Origin of the sequence: Cohnella mopanensis (assembly GCF_022352055.1) — a bacterium.
Taxonomy (GTDB): Bacteria; Bacillota; Bacilli; order Paenibacillales; family Paenibacillaceae; genus Cohnella; species Cohnella mopanensis.
The window spans coordinates 91,536-110,897 of the sequence record NZ_JAKRWM010000013.1; the positions used below are offsets into that span (position 1 = coordinate 91,536).

18 protein-coding genes are annotated in these 19,362 nt (G+C 52.2%); 17 read left to right on the top strand and 1 reads right to left on the bottom strand.

All coding sequences use genetic code 11. From position 1 onward, the window contains the following. The first annotated feature begins 2 nt into the window (after positions 1-2). From purB to L3D05_RS19015, 16 genes are all read left to right on the top strand, one after another. The gene (gene purB, locus L3D05_RS18940) at positions 3-1,298 is read left to right on the top strand and encodes an adenylosuccinate lyase (protein WP_239617887.1); all 1,296 of its coding nucleotides are present in this window, start codon (positions 3-5) and stop codon (positions 1,296-1,298) included. A gap of 35 nt (positions 1,299-1,333) precedes the next feature. Continuing rightward, positions 1,334-2,215: a phosphoribosylaminoimidazolesuccinocarboxamide synthase gene (locus L3D05_RS18945; RefSeq protein WP_239617888.1), complete on the top strand. Its 882-nt coding sequence runs from the start codon at positions 1,334-1,336 to the stop codon at positions 2,213-2,215. 37 nt (positions 2,216-2,252) lie between these two features. After that, a complete protein-coding gene (gene purS, locus L3D05_RS18950) occupies positions 2,253-2,495 on the top strand; it encodes a phosphoribosylformylglycinamidine synthase subunit PurS (RefSeq protein ID WP_169281050.1) in 243 nt (80 codons plus the stop codon). Positions 2,496-2,502: 7 nt separating this feature from the next. After that, positions 2,503-3,195, top strand: a complete 693-nt coding sequence (purQ, locus tag L3D05_RS18955; RefSeq protein WP_239617889.1) for a phosphoribosylformylglycinamidine synthase subunit PurQ — start codon at positions 2,503-2,505, stop codon at positions 3,193-3,195. Continuing rightward, a complete protein-coding gene (purL, locus tag L3D05_RS18960; RefSeq protein ID WP_239617890.1) occupies positions 3,173-5,428 on the top strand; it encodes a phosphoribosylformylglycinamidine synthase subunit PurL in 2,256 nt (751 codons plus the stop codon). Before purQ ends, purL begins: the two co-directional genes overlap by 23 nt. 29 nt (positions 5,429-5,457) lie before the next feature. Continuing rightward, positions 5,458-6,921, top strand: coding sequence for an amidophosphoribosyltransferase (purF, locus tag L3D05_RS18965; protein WP_439647960.1), 1,464 nt, complete (start codon positions 5,458-5,460; stop codon positions 6,919-6,921). A 226-nt stretch (positions 6,922-7,147) separates the two neighbouring features. Further along, positions 7,148-8,194, top strand: a complete 1,047-nt coding sequence (purM, locus tag L3D05_RS18970; RefSeq protein ID WP_239617892.1) for a phosphoribosylformylglycinamidine cyclo-ligase — start codon at positions 7,148-7,150, stop codon at positions 8,192-8,194. Then, positions 8,191-8,844 (top strand): phosphoribosylglycinamide formyltransferase, encoded by a 654-nt coding sequence (gene purN / locus L3D05_RS18975; RefSeq protein WP_239617893.1) that lies wholly within the window; start codon positions 8,191-8,193, stop codon positions 8,842-8,844. Before purM ends, purN begins: the two co-directional genes overlap by 4 nt. Before the next feature lie 15 nt (positions 8,845-8,859). Continuing rightward, positions 8,860-10,407, top strand: a complete 1,548-nt coding sequence (gene purH / locus L3D05_RS18980; protein WP_239617894.1) for a bifunctional phosphoribosylaminoimidazolecarboxamide formyltransferase/IMP cyclohydrolase — start codon at positions 8,860-8,862, stop codon at positions 10,405-10,407. Positions 10,408-10,665: 258 nt separating this feature from the next. Continuing rightward, a complete protein-coding gene (gene purD, locus L3D05_RS18985) occupies positions 10,666-11,931 on the top strand; it encodes a phosphoribosylamine--glycine ligase (protein WP_239617895.1) in 1,266 nt (421 codons plus the stop codon). A gap of 437 nt (positions 11,932-12,368) precedes the next feature. Further along, on the top strand, positions 12,369-13,190 hold the full coding sequence (locus L3D05_RS18990) for an alpha/beta hydrolase family protein (protein ID WP_239617896.1): 822 nt from the start codon (positions 12,369-12,371) through the stop codon (positions 13,188-13,190). Between the two features lie 168 nt (positions 13,191-13,358). Further along, positions 13,359-13,952 carry a DJ-1/PfpI family protein gene (locus L3D05_RS18995; RefSeq protein WP_239617897.1) on the top strand — a complete coding sequence of 198 codons (594 nt, stop codon included), beginning with the start codon at positions 13,359-13,361 and terminating at the stop codon, positions 13,950-13,952. A 262-nt stretch (positions 13,953-14,214) separates the two neighbouring features. Then, positions 14,215-15,282 carry a DUF3048 domain-containing protein gene (locus L3D05_RS19000; protein ID WP_239617898.1) on the top strand — a complete coding sequence of 356 codons (1,068 nt, stop codon included), beginning with the start codon at positions 14,215-14,217 and terminating at the stop codon, positions 15,280-15,282. 287 nt (positions 15,283-15,569) lie between these two features. Beyond that, the gene (locus L3D05_RS19005; protein WP_239617899.1) at positions 15,570-16,187 is read left to right on the top strand and encodes a DUF47 domain-containing protein; all 618 of its coding nucleotides are present in this window, start codon (positions 15,570-15,572) and stop codon (positions 16,185-16,187) included. Between the two features lie 30 nt (positions 16,188-16,217). Continuing rightward, positions 16,218-17,219, top strand: a complete 1,002-nt coding sequence (locus L3D05_RS19010; RefSeq protein WP_239617900.1) for an inorganic phosphate transporter — start codon at positions 16,218-16,220, stop codon at positions 17,217-17,219. Positions 17,220-17,270: 51 nt separating this feature from the next. Continuing rightward, a complete protein-coding gene (locus tag L3D05_RS19015; RefSeq protein ID WP_439647961.1) occupies positions 17,271-18,215 on the top strand; it encodes a DUF1861 family protein in 945 nt (314 codons plus the stop codon). A gap of 75 nt (positions 18,216-18,290) precedes the next feature. Here the strand turns inward: L3D05_RS19015 and L3D05_RS19020 are convergent, their stop codons facing one another. After that, complete coding sequence (locus L3D05_RS19020; protein WP_239617901.1) at positions 18,291-18,734, bottom strand: hypothetical protein; 444 nt, start codon at positions 18,732-18,734, stop codon at positions 18,291-18,293. A 228-nt stretch (positions 18,735-18,962) separates the two neighbouring features. On the opposite strand from L3D05_RS19020, the gene L3D05_RS19025 reads away from it, so the two are divergent. After that, entirely contained in the window at positions 18,963-19,286 is a 324-nt protein-coding gene (locus tag L3D05_RS19025) for a YerC/YecD family TrpR-related protein (RefSeq protein WP_239617902.1), read from the top strand. The last annotated feature ends 76 nt before the right edge of the window (positions 19,287-19,362 follow it).

Here is a 19,362-nt window from a genome sequence, read left to right on the forward strand (position 1 = left end):
ACATGTTAGAACGTTATAGCCGCCCCGAGATGCGGGCCATTTGGACGGAAGAAAACAAATTCAACGCTTGGCTGGAAGTCGAATTATGCGCGTGCGAAGCATGGGCAGAGTTAGGCCATATTCCTCATGAGGATACGGTAGAGCTTCGCAAGAACGCGAAATTCGACATCGATCGCATCAACGAGATCGAGCTGGAAACTCGCCACGACGTAATCGCCTTTACTCGCGCGGTATCCGAAAGCTTGGGCGCCGAGCGCAAATGGGTGCATTACGGCCTCACTTCGACGGACGTCGTCGATACGGCGATGGGCTACTTGTTGCTTCAAGCCAATAAAATCTTAAAACAAGATATCGTGAACTTCATCGCGATTTTGCGCGATCAAGCAATCAAATATAAGGACACTCCGATGATGGGCCGTACGCATGGCGTACACGCGGAGCCTACGACTTTCGGGCTGAAGCTGGCTCTGTGGCACGAAGAAATGAAACGCAACTTGGAGCGCTTCGAACGTGCGGCGGATGGCGTTCAATTCGGTAAAATGTCAGGTGCCGTCGGAACATACGCGAATATTGATCCTGCGGTAGAGCAATTCGTGTGCAACAAGCTGGGCATTACGGCTGCACCGATCTCGACGCAGACGCTGCAACGCGATCGTCATGCGGAATACATGGCGACATTGGCGCTGATCGCGACATCGATCGACAAGTTCGCTACCGAAATTCGCGGCTTGCAGAAGAGCGAATTCCGCGAAGTCGAGGAGCCGTTCGGCAAAGGCCAGAAAGGTTCGTCGGCGATGCCGCACAAGCGCAACCCGATCGGTTGCGAGAACATGAGCGGATTGTCCCGCGTTATCCGCGGACACATGCTGACCGCATACGAGAACGTTCCTCTGTGGCACGAACGCGATATCTCGCACTCCTCCGCGGAGAGAATCATTTTGCCGGATGCGACGATGCTTCTCAACTATATGCTTAACCGTTTCGGCAATATCGTGAAAAACTTGACGGTGTTCCCGGAAAATATGAAGCGCAATATGACGCGTACTTACAATGTGCCTTTCTCCGGCCGGGTCATGACGAAGCTGATCGACAAGGGCTTCAGCCGCGAGCAAGCTTACGATACGGTTCAACCGCGCGCGATGCAGGCGTGGGAAGAACAACGCGATTTCCGCGACATCGTGGGATCGACGAAGGAAATTACGGACGTGTTGTCCGCCGAAGAGATCGGGGAATGCTTCGATCCGACTTGGCATCTGAAGCACGTCGGCACGATTTTCGATCGTTTGGGATTGAAATAAGGTAAGCGGCGGCGAAAAGCCCCAAGGAGGCAGACATGACAACCCAAGCTTTGGCTACGGCCGAAGGGCTCGTTAAAGCCCCTCTTATCCATAAGGGCAAAGTCCGGGAGCTGTACGATCTCGGAGAACATCTATTAATCGTAGTAACGGACCGGATCTCGGCGTTCGATTACGTGCTGGATCCCCCCGTACCGGGCAAAGGCAGCGTGTTGAACGGATTAAGCGCTTATTGGTTCGATCAGACGGCGGTCGTTCAGCCTAACCATGTGGTGCACACCGACGTGGCGTTGCTGGGAGATCTCGTATCCGAGCCGGACAAGCTTGCGGGCCGGATCATGGTCAGCCGCAAAGCGAAAAGGATCGATATCGAATGCGTCGTGCGCGGTTACATTACGGGCGGCGGATGGCGGCAATATCAAGCGAACGGACAGGTTAACGGAATTGCGTTGCCTGCGGGTCTGCTCAAGAACTCTAAGCTGGAGCAACCGATCTTCACTCCGGCGGGCAAGAACGATGTCGGACATGACGAAGACATTCCTTTCGAGGAGATGGCGCGTCGCGTCGGCACCGAATTAGCCGAAGGATTGCGGGATCGCAGCCTGAAGCTGTACGAATTCGGCCGGGATTACTGTGCTAAGCGAGGCATTATTCTAGCGGATTGCAAGTTCGAGTTCGGATTGATAGACGGCGAAATCATTCTTATCGATGAATTGTTTACTCCGGACTCCTCGCGCTTCTGGGCGGAGGAAAATTACAAGCTCGACGTCGAGATCGACAGCATGGACAAGGAACCGGTTCGCGCCTACTTGGCGGGATCGGATTGGGACAAGAACAGTCCTCCGCCTCCGTTGCCGGATTCGGTCGTAGAAGCGACTACGTCCAGATATCAGGATATTGCTCGCAAGTTAATGAAGTAAAAAATCAAATCCATACCCCATATCAGGAGGAACTCCAATGAAAGCAAAGGTTTACGTAACGATTAAGCAGAACGTGCTCGACCCGCAAGGGAACGCGGTGCAAGGCGCGCTGCATACGCTAGGCTTCAACGAAGTCGGCAAAGTGAGAATCGGTAAATACCTGGAATTGGAACTGGATACGAACGATCGCGCGCAAGCGGAGGAAAAGCTCAAAGTGATGTGCGAGAAGCTTCTGGCGAATACGGTTGTCGAAGACTATCGTTTCGAATTGGAGGGCTGAGGCACTCATGAAATTCGCTGTCCTCGTATTTCCGGGCTCTAACTGTGATATTGACTGTTACAAGGCTGTAGAAGACACTGTCGGCCAATCCGTGGATTACGTATTCCATACGGCAACCGACCTATCCGCATACGATGCGATTCTCGTTCCTGGCGGTTTCTCCTATGGAGATTACCTGCGTTGCGGCGCGATCGCGCAATTCGCTCCCGTCATGGCGGAAGTTCAAAAAGCGGCGGAAGCCGGCAAGTTTATCCTAGGTATCTGCAACGGGTTTCAAATCCTTACGGAATCAGGGCTTCTCCCGGGCGCGCTTATCCGCAACAACTCGCTTAAGTTCCGCTGCCACCAAGTTGATCTGGTAGTCGAGAACGCTAGCACTGCTTTTACGAACGCATACAAGCAAGGCGACGTCATCGATATTCCTATCGCTCACGGCGAAGGCAGCTTCTTCGTAGACGACGAAATGTTGGCTAAGCTGAAAGCGAACAACCAAATCGTTTTCCGCTATGCGGGCGACAATCCGAACGGCTCCGTCGACAACATTGCCGGCGTGTGCAACGAAGCGGGTAACGTAGTCGGCATGATGCCGCATCCGGAGCGCGCGGTGAAAGACATCCTCGGTTCCGCAGACGGCGTGAAGATGTTTACGTCAGTATTAAACGCTTGGAGGGAACGTAATGGCGCAGCAAGTATCCGCTAAGGAACCAACTGTCGAGCAAATCGCAGAACAGAAAATATATAAGCAATTCGGAGTATCGGACAAGGAATATGATCTGATTTGCGGCTTCATGGGACGTAAACCGAACTACACGGAGATCGGCGTATTCAGCGTAATGTGGTCCGAGCACTGCGCGTACAAAAACTCCAAACCGCTCTTGAAGAAGTTCCCGATCACGGGACCTCGCGTATTGATGGGACCTGGCGAAGGCGCCGGAATCGTCGATATCGGCGACAATCAAGCGGTCGTGTTCAAGATCGAATCTCACAACCATCCATCCGCGGTCGAGCCTTACCAAGGTGCGGCAACGGGCGTCGGCGGTATCATTCGCGATATTTTCTCGATGGGTGCCCGTCCTGTAGCTTTGCTTAACTCTTTGCGTTTCGGCCGTCTTGAGAATGACCGCGTCCGTTACCTGTTCGAGCACGTGGTCAGCGGGATCGCGGGCTACGGGAACTGTATCGGAATTCCGACGGTTGCCGGAGAAGTCATGTTCGACGAGGCTTATGAAGGAAATCCGCTCGTTAACGCGATGTGCGTAGGATTGATCGATCATGATAAAATCCAACGCGGCGTTGCCAAAGGAATCGGGAACCCGGTGTTCTACGTAGGTCCTGCAACCGGACGCGACGGAATCCATGGTGCGACATTCGCATCCGAAGATTTGTCCGCGGCATCCGAAGCTAAGCGCTCTGCCGTACAAGTCGGCGATCCGTTCATGGAGAAGCTTGTTATGGAAGCGACTTTGGAATTGATCGATTCCGGTATCGTACTCGGTATTCAAGATATGGGCGCGGCCGGATTGACTTGTTCGAGCGCGGAGATGGCGAGTAAAGCCGGTAACGGCATGGAGCTCTATCTCGATGAGGTTCCTCAGCGTGAAGAGGGCATGACGGCTTACGAAATGATGTTGTCCGAGTCGCAAGAGCGGATGCTATTCGTATGCGAACCTCAACATGAGGAGCAAGCGAAAGGCATTTTCGAGCGTTGGGGATTGCATTGTGCGAAGGTCGGCAAAGTATCGGACGATGGACGTCTGAAATTGTTCCACAAGGGCGAGCTTGTCGGCGATATGCCTGTACACGCGCTTGTCGACGATTGCCCGATCTACGAGAAACCGTCGCAAGTTCCTGAGTATTATTTGAAAAATGGTTCAATCGATACAAACCGCTACGAGCAAGTACTCGACCTGAACGCCGCGCTGAAAAAAGTGCTCGGTTCTCCGTCGCTTGCGAGCAAAGAGTGGGTTTATAACCAATATGATTACATGGTTCGTACCGAGACCGCGGTTCGTCCGGGTTCGGATGCTGCCGTCGTTACGATTCGCGGTACGCGCAAAGGTCTTGCGATGACGACGGACTGCAACGGACGTTACGTATATCTGGATCCAGAAGTAGGCGGTAAAATCGCGGTAGCGGAAGCAGGACGTAATATTGTATGTTCCGGCGCAGAACCGTTAGCGATTACGGACAACCTGAACTTCGGCAGCCCGGAGAAACCAGAAATCTTCTGGCAAATGGAGAAAGCGGTAGACGGTATGGCGGAAGCTTGCCGCGTGCTCGATACTCCGGTTATCGGCGGTAACGTATCGCTTTACAATGAGAATACGCGCGGCGCGATCTATCCGACTCCAGTCGTCGGCATGGTCGGTCTCGTACACGATACGGATCACATTACGACTCAAGAATTCAAAGCGGAAGGCGACGTTATCTTCCTGCTTGGCGATACGAAAGCCGAGATCGGCGGAAGCGAATTCCAATACGCGGTTCACGGCGTAACGGAAGGCCGTCCTCCAGAGCTTGATCTGGCTACGGAACAGAAACTGCACAAAACGGTGCTTAACGTTATTCAACAAGGCCTTGTCGCATCCGCGCATGACTTGTCCGAGGGCGGATTGGCAGCGGCGCTTGCGGAAGCGGGCTTCGGTCGCGGCCTTGGCGCTAACGTCACGTTCGAGACGAATCTTCGTCCGGATATCGCGTTGTTCAGCGAATCCCAATCTCGTATACTGCTGTCCGCTAAGCCTGAACTTGCGGATAAGCTTGCAGTCGCGATTACGCTTGCGGGCGTTCCGCTTCAACGTCTGGGTACGGTATCGGGCGATCGCTTGACGGTTAATATCGGCGGCCACGATGCGATCGACGCATCCATCGCCGAGCTTCGCCAAGTATGGAAGCAAGCGATTCCTAATCATATGGTCGGTAACAAAGCATGACACCAAGTGTTGCAAATGGGGGGACAGCAGTGACACAGCTCTGGACCGGGGACTATTACAACGAGGGCAATGGCAGCAAAGACTCTATTTTCGACAAATTGAAGGAAGAGTGCGGCGTATTCGGGGTGTTCGGTCATCCCGATGCGGCTAATCTATCCTATTACGGTTTGCATGCGTTGCAGCACCGCGGCGAAGAAAGCTGCGGAATTTGCACTTCGGATGACGGTATGTTCCATTACCATCGGGGGATGGGGCTCGTTAAAGAAGTGTTCGACCGCGACAGCTTGGAATCGTTAAAGGGTAGTCAAGCGATCGGCCATGTTCGGTACTCCACATCGGGCGGAAGCGGACTGGCTAACGCGCAACCTCTTGTGTTCAAATATCGCGGAGGGGACTTGGCGGTATGCACGAACGGTAACTTGGTTAACGAGCCGGGCGTACGCAAAGAACTCGAGGATTCGGGATCGATTTTCCAGACGACAAGCGACACTGAGGTTATCGCGCATTTGATCGCACGTTCTCCTAAGAGCCTTGTCGATGCGGTTAGAGATGCTTTTGCGCGATTGATCGGCGGTTTCGCGTTCCTTATTCAAACGCAAGGTCAGCTAATCGCGGCCTGCGATCCCCATGGTCTTCGTCCGCTCGTTATGGGACGGTTAGGGGAAGCTTATATATTCGCATCCGAATCGTGCGCTTTAGAAACGATTGGCGCGGTATACGTAAGGGATGTCCAACCGGGCGAGCTGCTCGTGCTCGATCAGAACGGATTGCGCGAAGAGCGGTTCGCTCCGATGGAACGCCGCGCGGTGTGCGCAATGGAGTATATCTATTTCGCAAGACCGGACAGCGACATCTATGGCGTGAACCTGCATTCCTCCCGTAAGCGTATGGGCCAGCAGCTTGCGCAAGAATCGTTCGTCGACGCGGATATCGTGACCGGCGTGCCGGATTCGAGTATATCGGCGGCTATCGGCTATGCGGAGCAGACTGGAATTCCATATGAGCTAGGTTTGATCAAAAATAAATATACCGGACGTACTTTCATCCAGCCTTCTCAAGAGCTACGCGAGAAAGGCGTGAAAATGAAGCTGTCCGCCGTACGTAAAGTCGTCGAGGGCAAACGGGTCGTCATGATCGACGATTCGATCGTTCGGGGCACGACTTCGCTGCGGATCGTGAACATGCTTCGCGAAGCCGGAGCTTTAGAAGTTCACGTGCGTATAACATCGCCGCCATTCATGAATCCTTGTTACTATGGCATAGATACGCCTAACCCGGCGGACCTGATTGCTTCCAGCAAGACGGTGGAGGAAATTCGTCAGGCGATTAACGCCGACTCGCTCTATTTCTTAAGCGAGAAGGGCTTGATCGATTCCGTCGGCGGCCACGACAACGAGTACAATCGCGGACTGTGCTTAGCTTGCTTCAACAACGACTATCCAACCCCAGTCGAGTTCGAAGACGCTAAGCTGACTTCCTGCAGCTGCGACTGATGAGGGTCACCGATAGGTGGGGAATAAGCTAAGCTCGCCGTGCGCGCTTAAATAAGCGAAAGTGGCTCGCAGGCGAGGAATAAGCTCGCTGTGCGTGCTTAAATGAGCGAAAGTGGCTCGCAGGCGAGGAATAAGCGCGCTGTGCGTGCTTAAATGAGCGAAAGCAGCTCGCAGGCGAGGAATAAGCTCGCTGTGCGTGCTTAAAAGTTAAAAGGAGTGGAAACCATTGTCCGAAGCGTACAAACAAGCCGGAGTCGATATCGCAGCCGGTAACGAAGCGGTCGAACGGATGAAGAAACACGTCAAAAAGACGTTCCGTCCGGAAGTGTTAACAGGGCTCGGCGGATTCGGCGGGCTGTTCAGCCTGAACAAAGACAAGTACGAGGAGCCTGTTCTCGTCAGCGGTACGGACGGCGTCGGCACGAAGCTGAAGTTGGCGTTCGCGATGGACAAGCATGACACGATCGGGATCGATGCGGTAGCTATGTGCGTGAACGACGTTATCGTTACCGGAGCGGAGCCTCTCTTCTTCCTCGACTATCTCGCTTGCGACAGAGTCGTGCCCGAGAAGATCGAAGCGATCGTCAAAGGCGTCGCGGACGGCTGCGAGCAAGCCGGTTGCGCGCTGATCGGCGGAGAAACGGCGGAGATGCCGGGCATGTATTCCGAAGGCGAATACGATATCGCGGGCTTTACGGTAGGGATCGTAGATCGCAAGAAAGCGATAGACGGCTCGACGATTCAAGCAGGCGATGCGGTTATCGGACTAGCTTCCAGTGGCATTCATTCCAATGGGTTCTCTCTCGTGAGAAGACTTCTTCTAGAGCAAAAGGGATACTCTCTTACGGATAAGCCAGCCGAGCTTGAAGGGAAAACGCTTGGCGACGTTCTTATCGAGCCTACTCGCATTTACGTGAAGCAAATCCTGAATTTGTTGGAAAGCATCACGATCAAAGGGATGGCGCACATTACGGGCGGCGGATTCATCGAAAACATACCTCGCGTACTGCCGGAAGGCGTGAACGTGGACATTAACCGCGGCTCTTGGCCGGTTCTGCCGATTTTCGGTTTGATGCAGCAAGTGGGCAACATTACTGATCGCGACATGTATACGACGTTTAACATGGGCGTAGGCATGGTGCTTGTCGTTCCTGCGGATCAAGCGGAGCAAGCTTTGGCGGTAGCGAAAGCCCGAGGCGAGCAAGCGTATCGCATCGGTACGGTGACGGCGGGTTCCAAGATCGTTACGTTCGAAGGCGTTGAATTGCCATGATAGCAAGCAATGGAGGAGAAGGGAAGGCTTCAGTGCCTTCCGCTCCGCTTAAGATAGTAGTGTTCGCTTCCGGCAGCGGGAGCAACTTTCAAGCGTTGGCCGAGGCGGTTCGCGAAGGTCGGATTCATGCGACGATTGAGCTTGTCGTATGCGATAAGCCTTCTGCTTACGTGCTGGAGCGCGCGCGTAACTTCGGTGTGGAAACCTACACTTTTTCTCCAAAGCAGTACCCTTCTAGGGAGGCTTACGAGGAAGAAATCGTAGCTAAGCTGCAAGCGCAGGGCATTGACCTTATCGTCATGGCAGGGTATATGCGGCTTGTGACCAAAGTACTTGTCGAGCCTTATTATGGCCGAATGATCAATATTCACCCGGCGTTGCTTCCGGCTTTTCCGGGAATTAACGGCATCGGGCAAGCATTGGAATACGGTGCGAAGTTGACCGGCGCAACCGTTCATTTCGTCGATGGCGGAACGGACACCGGACCGATTATCGCCCAGCAAGCGGTTGAGGTTAAAGACGAAGATACGCTAGAGACGTTAGGCTCCCGTATTCAGCAGGCGGAGTACGAGCTGTTGCCCAAAGTAGTCGGCTGGATTGCCGAAGATCGGGTTACGTTGAACGGACGCAAGGTAACGATAAACAACTGAACGGAGGATTCATTCGTGGCGATCAGAAGAGCGCTGGTCAGCGTCTCGGACAAAACTGGAATCGTGGATTTGTGCCGGGAGCTCGCGCAGCAAGGCGTACAAGTGATATCGACAGGCGGTACGAAAACGTTATTGGAGAAGGAAAACGTGCCGGTCATCGGAATTTCCGAGGTGACGGGTTTCCCTGAAATTCTCGACGGACGCGTAAAGACATTGCACCCGGCGGTACATAGCGGATTGTTAGCGATCCGTGACGACGCCGAGCATATCAAGGCGATGGAAGAACTTAACCTCGATTATATCGACTTGGTTGTCGTTAACCTCTATCCTTTCAAAGAAACGATCTCTAAACCGAACGTTTCCTACGAAGACGCGATCGAGAACATCGATATCGGCGGACCTACGATGCTTCGTTCCGCAGCTAAAAACCACGCTTTCGTTACCGTTGTCGTGGATGCCGGCGATTACGCCCAAGTGTTGGAGGAAGTCCGCAGCAATGGCGATACGACGCTTGAAACGCGCAAACGCCTGGCAGCCAAAGTATTCCGCCATACTTCCGCATACGATGCGTTGATCTCCGATTATTTTGCCAAACAACTCGACAACCCGCTGCCTGAAAGCCTTACGGTTACTTACGAGAAGGTCCAGGAGCTTCGTTACGGAGAGAACCCGCATCAGAAGGCGGCTTTCTATCGCAAACCGTTATCCTCGGCAGGAAATATCACTTCCGCGGAACAATTGCACGGCAAAGAGTTGTCCTATAACAATATCAACGATGCGAACGCGGCTTTGGCGATCGTTAAGGAATTCAATGAACCGGCCGTCGTTGCGGTAAAGCATATGAATCCTTGCGGAGTAGGCATCGGAGCGGACATCGACGAGGCTTACGTGAAAGCGTACGAATCCGATCCGACTTCTATCTTCGGCGGTATTATCGCGGCTAACCGGACGATCGGAGCCGATACGGCGACCCGTCTGAGTGAACTGTTCCTAGAGATTATCATTGCGCCGGAATTCACTCCGGAGGCATTGGAAATCCTGCAGCGCAAGAAAAACATCCGTCTGATGCGTATCGGCGAGCTTCCTTCCGCTGCGGAACGCAATTCCGAATGGTTGGTTACGAGCGTCGAAGGCGGAATGCTCGTGCAACAAAGCGACGTGCACAGCCTGAGCGACGGGGATATCACGGTCGTGTCGGACCGCAAGCCGACGGATGAAGAGCTGAAGCAATTGCTGTTCGCTTGGAAAGTCGTCAAACACGTGAAGTCGAACGCGATTCTGCTTGCTAGCGACAACATGACGGTTGGCGTCGGCGCTGGCCAAATGAACCGCGTAGGCGCGGCTCGCATCGCAATCGAACAAGCTGGAGACAAAGCGAAGGGCGCAGTACTTGCTTCCGATGCATTCTTCCCGATGGGAGATACGGTTGAGCTTGCCGCTAAAGCGGGAATCACGGCAATCATTCAACCGGGCGGCTCTATTAAAGACGCGGAATCGATCGCCGTGGCCAATGCCAACAACATTGCCATGATCGTGACGGGCGTTCGTCATTTCAAACACTAATTATAGGATGGCAACCAGGCAATAGCGGCAGAAATTGCCGCTATTTCTCCATATCTAACTCGGCTGAATAGAGTAGCGGCAGGAAATGCCGCTATTTTCTCAGTTGCAGGGGATTTGGAGCGTTTGGACTTAGAATAGCGGAGTTTATTGCCGTTAAGGCTGCTTATAATGGGCGGAACACTGGAATAATGGCAAACCCTGCCGTTATGCAACCACAATAGCAATGGAATATAGGGTGAATCGGAGGAGGAAGCTACAGTGAAAGTTCTAGTCATCGGACGAGGCGGTCGCGAGCATGCGATCATCTGGGCGCTGAAGAAGAGCGCGAAGATTAACCAAATCTATTGTGCGCCTGGTAACGCTGGAACAGCGCAGCTTGCGGAGAACGTGGAGATCGAGGAATTGGAATTCGCTCGTCTCGTGGCTTTCGCGAAGGACAAAGGGATAGATCTTGTCGTAGTTGGACCTGACGATCCTCTAGCCGCGGGAATCGTTGACGAATTCGAAGCCGCTTCGATTCCGGTATACGGACCGCGGAAGAACGCGGCGGAAATCGAAGGCAGCAAAATCTTCATGAAGGATTTGCTGCGCAAATACAATATTCCGACCGCGAAATACGAGACGTTCACCGACTATGCGACAGCTTCGGCATACTTGAAGCAGCAGTCGCTGCCGATCGTGATTAAAGCGGACGGATTAGCTGCGGGCAAGGGCGTATCGGTATGCTTCACTCGCGAAGAAGCGGACAAAGCGCTGGAAGAAACGATGGTTGACAAGTCATTCGGCGCGGCTGGGGATAAAGTCGTCATCGAGGAGTTCCTTGAAGGACAAGAAATGTCCATCTTGGCTTTCGTAGACGGGGAGACCGTTCGTGCGATGTCGCCTGCGCAGGATCATAAGCAAGTGTTCGATAACGACAAAGGGCCGAATACGGGCGGGATGGGAACCTATTCTCCGCTGCCGCATATCGCCCAATCGATTATCGACGACTCGATCGAGAACATCATCAAACCGACCGCTCGCGCTATGGTGTCCGAAGGCCGTCCGTTCCGCGGCGTATTGTTCGCCGGCCTGATGATCACGAAGGACGGTCCGAAAACGATCGAATTCAACGCCCGTTTCGGAGATCCGGAAACTCAAGTCGTGTTGCCTCGCCTCGAGACGGATCTGCTTGATATTTTCTTGGCTTCCATCGACGGAACGCTGAAAGATATCGACATCAAGTGGAGCAACGAAGCTGCGGTTTGCGTCGTTCTCGCTTCCGGAGGATATCCGGGCTCCTATCCGAAAGGCTTCCCGATCGAAGGCTTGGACAAAGTGAGCACGCCGGGAGCGTTGGTATTCCATGCGGGAACCGCATTAAAAGATGGCCGGGTCGTCACGAACGGCGGACGCGTACTCGGTATCGTAGGCCGTGGCGCGGGTATTGCCGAAGCGCGGGCCAACGCGTACGAAGCCGCTGCCGGCATTACGTTCGAAGGCAAGCAGAACCGTACGGACATTGCGGCTAAAGCGCTCGTGTAACCGAAGAAGGATACATTCCATAAGCCGTTGGTATCGCCTTGTTATGATGAGGCGATCCAACGGCTTATTCTTTATAAAACAACGATTTGCGATGAGCAAAAATATACCCAACCGCAAAAATCGTTACGACGATAAGCAAAGCGATCTCAGGGTGTTCGGACACCCATTGTACGAAGCTTTCCATGGTCGTCATCTCCTTGTAAAGGATGAATTGGCATCGTTCTAGACGGGATTTAGGTTTCCCTAACCGTTTGGAATCCAAACAATCCTTATGCAACAGAAGAGCTGGTCTCGTCCGGTCTTGTCGAACGTCGTAACGTGCCCGGGAATATGACAATACTTTTAATTACTCCAAATTTGTTGACAGATCCTTATAACGATGTTAAAGTTAATTCATAGTAATTACATCGGAATTAACGGGAATGAGGGAATTGATTATGGAAAGACCTTTGACCATACGCCATGAAAACTTAAACTTAACGGCTACGATCCACTATCCGGTCAATGATGGGGGATGCTCGGAGAAGAAAATGCCCCTCGTCGTCATCTGCCACGGCTTTATCGGCAGTCGGGTTGGAGTAGATAGATTGTTCTTATTAGCAAGCCGGGAGCTGGCGAGCAGAGGCTTCCTCGTCATTCGATTCGATTATGCCGGGTGCGGGGAAAGCGACGGAGTTTACGGAGAAAATGGACTCGATTCGATGATAGCCCAGACTCGCGCAGTATTGGATTACGGTTTGAGCTTGGATTGCATAGATCCATTACGCGTAACGTTGCTAGGGCACAGTCTTGGAGGAGCGGTAGCCCTTTTAACGGGAACGAAGGATCGTCGGGTCAAATCTCTCGCTTTATGGTCGCCCGTGGCGCATCCATTCAATGATATCCTCAAAATCGTAGGGCGCGACGTGTATGACGAAACCATTAAGAAGGGTTATGCAGACTATCTGGGATATAAGCTGAAGCCGGAATTTTTCGAGTCTCTGCAGCAGCATCAGCCTTTTCAAGAAGCGCCGAAATTTCACGGGGACGTGTTCATCGCGCACGGAACGTCGGACGATACCATTCCCGCAGACTATAGCTTCCTGTTGGAGAAGACGTTCTGGCTAAGGGGAGAAGGCCGCTGCGACAAAAATATTTTGTTCCAAGCGGATCACACGTACTCCAAAGGGGCGCACAAGCGAGAGCTCTACCAATCGACGTTTGAATGGTTGGCGAGCCACGAGAAGCGTCAACAGGATTGGCAACATTGGAGCATCTAAAACAAAATAATGACTAGTTTCGGACGGGTTCGACAATCCGCATCGGAAGCGGCTTATTCGTCATCAACTGACGGCAGTAGCCCTGACCGGAGGATCATTGACGCCTGCTAATATAGCCATTCATAATGGAAATGGTTGTCATTTCATTCTCGGTAAGGAGAGTGTACCATGTCCAAGCGAGTGCTTATTCTGACAGGCGATGGCGCGGAAGTTCTTGAGGTTTACTATCCCTTCTACAGGGTTAAGGAAGAAGGGTATGAGGCGGTTATCGCTTCTCCTAAGAAAAAAGTGTTGAACACGGTATGCCACGACTTTGTAGACGGTTGGGACACTTACACGGAGAAGCCGGCTCATCTACTTGCGGCCGATATCGCCTTCGCCGACGTCGATCCTTCCGAGTACGATGCTTTGATAATACCCGGCGGGCGCGCCCCCGAGTTTATTCGCAACGATCCGGATCTCCCGCGCATCGTCCAGCACTTCCTGGACGCCGACAAGACCGTCGGAGCGATCTGTCATGGCGCTCAGGTTTTCCTCGCGCTGGAAGATCGTTCATACTTCGAAGGACGCACGTTGACCGCGTATAACGCCTGTAAGCTGGAAGTCGAATCGCTGGGCGCAACTTACGCAAGCGAAACGCTGCATGTGGATGGCAAGTTAGTGAGTGGCCACGCTTGGCCGGATTTGCCCGGCTTCATGCGCGAATTTCTGAACCTGCTACGCCAAACAACGAATAAGGAATTGTCCTCTTCTTTGCAATAACGGGATGTTATAACGGGATGGAGTAGCGCTTGCGCCTGCTCGTCCCGTTTTTGTTTGGGTTTTCCCTTGTCGCCTAGGCAAGTATGAGTCGCGAAAATGAGGGATCAGGGGCGAGGAATTACCGGACTCGGGAGCAACCAGGGTGCCCAGGAGTGGCTGCTACAAACGAGGTGCGTTGTCGAAATAAGGAAATTCGGCTCTTTTTCCCGAGGGGCTCGTATGGTTTAATGGAAGAGTACATACTTGCGAAGGGAGAATGAGCATGACGCAACGATTACGAATCGCGATGCAGCTTACGCTTGCAGCCGTGCTCGTAGGTTTAACCGCTTGCAGCGGAGGGTCTAAGGAGACGACGAATCAATCGACCGAGACGGTCGTTCCGACGTCTAGCGCTTCCGAAACGGCTAGCGAAACTCCGCCAAGCGCCGCTTTCTTGGCACCCTTAACAGGCTTGCCCGTCGAGACGGAAGTAACGAGCAGACCGTTCGCCGTAAGTATCAACAACCTCGCCCCGGCAAGACCGCAATCCGGACTCACACAAGCCGATACGGTGTGGGAAGTGTTGGCGGAGGGAGGAATCACGCGATTCGTCGCGATATTCCAAAGCAAGGAATTTACCGATCCGATCGGACCGGTTCGAAGTATTCGCCCTTATTTCATCCAGATCGGTGAATTTTACAATGGGATTGTTGTACATGCAGGCGCAAGCAACGATGCGTTCGCGATCCTTCAACAACAGCATAAGGAAGATCTAGACGAAATTACGAATGCAGGTGCTTACTTCTACCGGGATAAATCCCGTAAAGCTCCTCATAACGTTTACACGACGTTAGAGAAATTGCGTGCAGGAACCGAGAAACGCAAGTATAAGGCTACGGCAGAAGTACCGATCATGACGTATAATGCGGCGCCCCCGGCGTTGGCGACTGCCGCGTCGGCTAACCAAATCGAAATTAAATTCATGTTATCGGACTATAAGGTTTCCTACGCTTATGATAGCGCTAAAGCCGTCTATGCCCGTTCGATTAACGGCAAACCGCACATCGATAAGAACAATGACCAGCAGTTGACGGCAACGAACCTCGTTGTCTTGAATGCGAAGCACGACATCAAGGATTCCGTAGGAAGGCTGGTCGTCGATTTGGACAAGGGCGGCGACGCAATCCTATTCCAGGAAGGCAAAGTTATCCCATGCCAATGGGAGCGCAAGAACGGCGACGTCATCCGACTCGTGAAGGATGGCCAAGAGTTGCCTTTCCTTCCGGGTGTTACGTACTACCACGTGGTACCGAACTCTTCGTCATTGGACAAGCATGTCACTTATCAGTAAGCACGATACAACGAATAGAATGAACGCGCTGGCGCCGGCTTCAAGTCTTGACTGACTTATAAGCTGACGCCAGTTTTATTTCCGGATAACGGAAAAATTAGATGAACGGATTCGGAGTAGCATTGCCGCTTATGGGTCAAACTTAAAAAAAGTGTCACAAGTGCGGCAATGGGGCTATACAAAGCATGTCCGCCCTGTGATAAAATAAATAAGTTAATGCGGTGTAATCGCGGTGTTAGCGGATTGTAAAATCACTCAGCTACATACATGGGAAAGAAGGGCTATCCGTGTTTCGGAAGAAAAAAGACATTTTTTTTATGACCCTAGAGGAAATGGCAGATATCATCGTTGAAACGGTCGACCGTTTCGCCATTGCCGTCAACGGAGATTTGCCGAATGTGGCAGCGTTCGCCAAGGAAATGAAGGAATTCGAACATAAAGGCGACAAATGCACCCATATCATTCTTACGGAGCTCAACAAAACGTTCATCACGCCGATCGAGCGCGAAGACATTATGGAGCTGATTAAGAAGCTGGATGACGTGTTGGACGGAATCGAAGCTTGCGCGTCAAGGTTCGAGATGTATCAAATCACGAAAGCCGATCCTTACATTATTAAGTTCGGGGAATGTTTACGCCGTTGCGCGAGGGAGATCAAATCGGCGATTTATCTGCTTACGCAGAAGAAATTGTTGGCCATGCAACCGCATTGCGTGAACATTAACGCGTTGGAGAACGAAGGAGACGACTTGATGCGCCAAGGCATTAAGCACTTGTTCCAGAACGTGAAAGATCCGATCGAGCTTATTAAACATAAAGAAATATACGAACGTTTGGAAGAGACGACCGACTCGTGCGAGGATGTCGCCAATACGCTGCAATCCATAATCATGCGCAACTCTTGATCGGCGCAAGCGGGGACGGAATAGAATATAATGGATTACACAATGTGGTTAGTTGTTTTTATCGTCGTGCTTGCACTCGGATTTGATTTCATTAATGGATTTCACGACACGGCTAATGCCATCGCGACGTCCATCTCGACACGCGCGCTAACGCCTCGTCGTGCAATCATCTTGGCATCCGTCATGAATTTGATCGGTGCGTTGATGTTTACGGGGGTAGCCAAGACGATTGGCGGCAAAATCGTAGATCCCTTTAAGCTGGAACATGGCTTAACGGTCGTAATCGCGACGCTTATCGCCGCTATCGTCTGGAATCTGATTACGTGGGCATTAGGCATCCCGTCCTCATCCTCCCATGCGATTGTCGGGGCCTTGGCAGGTGCCGCAATAGCGTCGGAAGGCTGGAACGGAATTAACTATTTAGGGTTTACAACTATTATTAAGTGGCTGATCTTGTCGCCGCTGATCGCCTTCGTTGCAGGGTTCTGCATTATGTTCGTGCTAAAACGAATATTCGCGAATTCGAGCCCGCACCAAGTGAATAAAAATTTTCGAGTAGGACAAGTGATTACAGCCGCGTTCCAAGCTTTCACTCACGGAACTAACGATGCGCAGAAGGCGATGGGGATCATCACGTTGGCGCTTGTCACCGCGGAGATCCAGCCGACATTGGACATTCCCTTATGGGTTAAGCTGTCCGCGGCGATATCAATGGCGCTCGGTACTTCCGTCGGCGGTTGGAAGATCATCAAGACGATGGGGACGAAAATATTCAAGATCGATCCCATGAACGGGTTTTCGGCGGATTTGGCATCAGCGTCGGTCATTCTGAGCGCTACGCTGGCACACCTACCCGTCAGTACGACCCATGCGATCACTTCCTCGATATTGGGGGTCGGATCGGCTAAGAAGTTTTCCAATGTAAAGTGGAGCATGGCTGGGCGTATTGTTATGACTTGGGTCATTACGATTCCGGTAGTCGGAGTGCTAGCTGTGCTGATCTATTACGTCTTAAGTTTGTTCCTCCACTAATTCGGTAATCTCAACTGATGTTGTCATCTCTATTTGGTCTGGAGGACACCCATGATTGCATATACGGAGCAGGCGAAATCGAGTGTCGATTTATTGAAGGAATTCATGTCGGTCGATCAGGCTGCGAGAGGAAGAAAATTGATTTTCTCCGGAGTCGGAAGCCGTGACGTATATAACATCAGTGCTCCCTTCATGGACAATGGGGAATTGGTCATTGCAGGACGGGTAGAGGATCGGGACCGAGAGTCGTCCGAAGTGATGTTTTTCGTCGAGCGCAAAGGGGAATGGGTGCCTCGGAACGGTGCTCCGGTATTCGCGCTCCAGGACCCGTTCTTCTCGTTCATAGGCGGGCAGTTGGTATTCGGCGGCGTTGAAGTTTATTTCGATGGAGATGATCCTCATTACGTTACTTCGTGGTGCACGGTCTTTTACCGGGGCAATTCGATTAACGAGCTGGAGCCTTTTGCCAAAGGGCCGTTAACGATGAAGGATATACGTCTGGTCGAGCTTGAGAATGGCCGGATCGGGGTTTTTACCCGGCCGATGATGGTAGAGGGAGCAAGAGCGCTTATCGGATATACGGAAATCGGGTCGCTTGAGGAATTGACGGAGGCTAACATCTCTGGAGCGAGGCTGCTGCGCCATCAGTTTCTACCGGAGGAATGGGGAGGGGCGAATGAGGCCCATCTGCTGCCGAATGGAATTATCGGAGTGCTTGGGCATATCGCCAGGATGGAAGATAACAACATTCGCCATTATTATCCGATGGTGTTCGCTTATCATTCGGTCGAAAACCGCTATAGTCCGATTAAGCTGATCGCGACCCGCAGCATGTTTCCGGATGGCCCTGCGAAACGCCCGGATCTCGTGGACGTGATCTTCAGCGGAGGATTGGTACGCCACAAGGACGGTACCGCGTCCCTCTATACGGGAGTCAGCGACGCAGAGGCTCACGTAATCGAAATTCCGGATCCTTTCCTGGAATATGAGACATAACAGAAACGAGAGGCTATTCCTTCGGGGAAGGAAAGCCTCTTTTTTACTTGTTCAATAGAAGTTCGGTACAACCCTTTAACGACGTTTAGTTTGCCGACGTTTGGAGGGTGATTTACGGTTTGACGGACGACTAGTCGAGCGCCTTCGGCTTGATGTGCTTTTGGTCTTGTTGACCGTTGATGCTTTGCTGCCCTTGTTGCCCTTATTCCCCATGAATAATTTGAGCATCGGGGCGATTTGCTGCATCGTAGACATGAATTTCTGGACTTTACCCATCGTAGACAATACTCCTTCAATACCTCCCATGCGGTCGACCACCGATTTCAAATCGCTCAAGCTGGAAAGATTGAAGGGCAACGAGCTCTTGGTTGCCGGAGCCTCGACGGGAGTTGGCAGGAGAGTAGTCGTCGAATTTATGACAGCGGGAGGACTGGAGAACGTGCCTTCGATTCCCGGGAATTGTTCCTGTCCGAAGCCCGATGTCCAGCCGTTGAAAGAGGGCGATTGCGGTTCGTCCATAGTGTCACACCCTTTTTTAATAACAGGTTATGATGCTTCTCAACTTCGGGCATGGACAGAAGCCCGGTTTTAGGACATTTTACTCCTGTAATGCGTGAATACGGTAACGCTTGAACTATTAGCAGGTACGCAGTACAATGGAAGCAAAGTGCGAACGACTCTGCTTGCCATCGGCGCGAGATTGCTATATCGCCATTGTAAGCGGAACTAGGGAAAGGGTGCGAGCACATGCAATTAAAGAAACTGAATGATAAATCCATAGATCAATTGTTCGAAGCGATTCTGACTTTGAAGAATGTTGAGGAATGTTACGTGTTCTTCGACGACTTATGTACGGTTAACGAAATTCAATCGTTATCGCAGAGGCTCGAAGTCGCCCGGATGTTAGGGAGGGGTCATACGTACAACCAGATCGAGACGGAGACGGGCGCCAGCACGGCGACGATCTCTCGCGTTAAACGCTGTCTGAATTACGGCAACGATGGGTATAAGTTGACTTTGGATCGCTTAGGGCGATTCGGCACCGAGGATAAGTCGGATAGTGCCAAGTAAGAGGAAGCTGCAGGAATGGAGCAAGTCTCGAACCGTTAAGGGTAGCCTTAACGGTTTTCTTCTGCTCTTCACTAAC

What these genes read in the sequence shown, in the direction of transcription:
- purB (WP_239617887.1), top strand. Translation starts at nt 3, where the DNA reads ATGTTAGAACGTTATAGCCGCCCCGAGATGCGGGCCATTTGGACGGAA.
- L3D05_RS18945 (WP_239617888.1), top strand. Translation starts at nt 1,334, where the DNA reads ATGACAACCCAAGCTTTGGCTACGGCCGAAGGGCTCGTTAAAGCCCCT.
- purS (WP_169281050.1), top strand. Translation starts at nt 2,253, where the DNA reads ATGAAAGCAAAGGTTTACGTAACGATTAAGCAGAACGTGCTCGACCCG.
- purQ (WP_239617889.1), top strand. Translation starts at nt 2,503, where the DNA reads ATGAAATTCGCTGTCCTCGTATTTCCGGGCTCTAACTGTGATATTGAC.
- purL (WP_239617890.1), top strand. Translation starts at nt 3,173, where the DNA reads ATGGCGCAGCAAGTATCCGCTAAGGAACCAACTGTCGAGCAAATCGCA.
- purN (WP_239617893.1), top strand. Translation starts at nt 8,191, where the DNA reads ATGATAGCAAGCAATGGAGGAGAAGGGAAGGCTTCAGTGCCTTCCGCT.
- L3D05_RS18990 (WP_239617896.1), top strand. Translation starts at nt 12,369, where the DNA reads ATGGAAAGACCTTTGACCATACGCCATGAAAACTTAAACTTAACGGCT.
- L3D05_RS18995 (WP_239617897.1), top strand. Translation starts at nt 13,359, where the DNA reads ATGTCCAAGCGAGTGCTTATTCTGACAGGCGATGGCGCGGAAGTTCTT.
- L3D05_RS19000 (WP_239617898.1), top strand. Translation starts at nt 14,215, where the DNA reads ATGACGCAACGATTACGAATCGCGATGCAGCTTACGCTTGCAGCCGTG.
- L3D05_RS19010 (WP_239617900.1), top strand. Translation starts at nt 16,218, where the DNA reads ATGGATTACACAATGTGGTTAGTTGTTTTTATCGTCGTGCTTGCACTC.
- L3D05_RS19015 (WP_439647961.1), top strand. Translation starts at nt 17,271, where the DNA reads ATGATTGCATATACGGAGCAGGCGAAATCGAGTGTCGATTTATTGAAG.
- L3D05_RS19020 (WP_239617901.1), bottom strand. Translation starts at nt 18,734, where the DNA reads ATGGACGAACCGCAATCGCCCTCTTTCAACGGCTGGACATCGGGCTTC.
- L3D05_RS19025 (WP_239617902.1), top strand. Translation starts at nt 18,963, where the DNA reads ATGCAATTAAAGAAACTGAATGATAAATCCATAGATCAATTGTTCGAA.